Annotated in this window: 1 pseudogene; it reads left to right on the top strand. The window is 60.1% G+C overall.

The features are described from left to right. Nucleotides 1-2,114, top strand: a pseudogene (locus AB5Y48_RS00315) (type I secretion protein); the annotation flags it as partial.

The following is a 2,114-nucleotide window of genomic DNA, read 5'->3' as shown; positions in this document are numbered from 1 at the left end:
CAGCGATCCCTTGGCCAGCATCACCTTCGATGCCAGCCAGCCCGGGCTGCAGGGGTTGACCTCCGGCCAGCAGAGCGTCGCCATAACGGTGGCCGGTCACCTGATTGAAGGACGCACGCCGGATGGCCAGCTGGTGTTCACGCTCACCCTGGGCAACGACGGCAAATATGGCTTCACCCTCTATCAGCCGCTCGATCAGGGCAGTGCCGACAGCCTGCTCAAGGCGGGCTTTACCCTGCTCGACAGCGATGGTGACAAGGTCTCCTCCACTATTACCGTGGCGGTGGGTGATGGTGCCAATCCGACCATCTCCGCCGTGACCGGCACCACCATCACCGAGATGGCGCAAGGGGAGACGGCTGCCGTCAGCACCATGAGTTTCTCGGTCGCGCACGGCAGCGATGCCCTTGAACCCAACTCTCTTGATTTTGATATCGCCGCTATCCAGAGCACCCTGACCGGACTGACCAGCCACGGTAACCCGGTCACTTTCGCCGTTGATCCCGCAACCGGCCAGCTGGTCGGAACCGCCGGTGGGCAGGTGGTGCTGCGCGCCGAGCTGAGCCTGGTCGATAACAACGGTAACTGGAGCGTCACCGCCAAGGTCACCCTGAACGGCGAGCTGGATCACAAGGGGAGTGAATCCCTCAACCTGCCGCTTGCCGTCACCCTGGCCGACAAGGATGGCGATCGCATTGGTACCACGCTGCCGCTCACCATTGCGGATGGCAAGGCACCGAGCTTTATCCTGGGCACCGGTGTAACCCTGGATGAGGGGAACCTCACCGGCAACAACAGCCTGAGTCAAACCGGTCACTTTGATGTACAAGCCGGGTCGGATCGGGTGGTCGAGGTGGCCTTTGCCGATGCCAGCGAACAGCCTGCGCTGACCGCATTGGGTAAACCGGTGCAGTACGAGCTGGTGGATGGCAACAGCGCCATCCCCGGTAGCCAGTTCATCAAGGGCTATGTGATGGTCGATGGCCAGCGGGTCGAGGTGTTCGAGGTCAAGCTGGTTGGCAGCCTCGATCAGGCGGGCAAGAACGGGTTTGACTATCAGGTCACCCTCTATCAAGGGCTTCATCAGGGCGGCAACGCCGTGACCGAGCTGCCCATCAAGGTGATCGTCAACGATTACGACAGGGCGGGCGGTAACAACGACAGCACCAGCGGCACCCTTAATATCCAGATTGGGGAAGGGGAGAAACCGATCCTCACCCTTACCGATGTAACCCTCAATGAAGGGCGCTTCGATGGCGCCAACTCGGCCGTGGATGACCAGCAGACGAGCGGCAAGATCACCATCAAGGCTGACTCGGATCCGGTGACCGATGTGCGTTTGACCTTTGCGGGTCAGGTGATGGATGCCAGTGGCAAGGCCATCACCCATAACGGCGAAACCCTGACCTGGAAAGCGGTTGGCACCGATGGTCACACCTTCCAGGCGGTAACCAGTGGTGGTCTGGTAGTGATGACGGTCTCCATCCCGGCCGTTCCCGCCACCATCGCTGCTCATACCAGCGCAGAGATCGGTTATCAGGTGACGGTGCATACCAACCTGGATCATGGGGCGGATAACAAACTCAACCTGACCTTGCCGGTAGAAGTCACTGACAGCGACAGCAGCAAAAATCAGGGAACCGCTACCATCACGGTAAGTGATAGCGCAGACCCTGTGCTCGGTCTCGATAAAGGGGTCGTCCTGCAAGAGGGGGGCAACCAGAGCATCGATGGTCAGCTGCCTGTGACGGTGGGCAGCGATCGTCTGGTCTCCCTCAACTTTGAGGCGAGCCAACCAGCGCTCGCTGGGCTCACCAGCCAGGGCAAAGCGACGAGTTACGAGGTTAAAGACAACCAACTGATCGTCAAGGATTGGCAGGGCAAGGCAATCCTCACCGTGACCATCGGGCTGGATGGCAAATACAGCGTCTCCCTGACCGGTGTGTTTGACGAGCCGGCAGCGACCAATAGCCTCAACCTTGGTTTGAAGGTACAGGGCTCAGATTTTGACGGTGACAAGAGCAACCTCGGCACTCTCAATATCCAGATCACCGATGGCGCCTTGCCCCAGGTCGACCCTGTCTCCCTGACCCTGACGGAAGACAGCGACTGGA

It is taken from the genome of Aeromonas sp. R6-2, from assembly GCF_040908155.1.
In the GTDB taxonomy this organism is placed as follows: Bacteria; Pseudomonadota; Gammaproteobacteria; order Enterobacterales; family Aeromonadaceae; genus Aeromonas; species Aeromonas schubertii.
The sequence above is the reverse complement of the archived record's forward strand: the minus strand, read 5'-3'. Positions and strand labels throughout refer to the sequence as shown.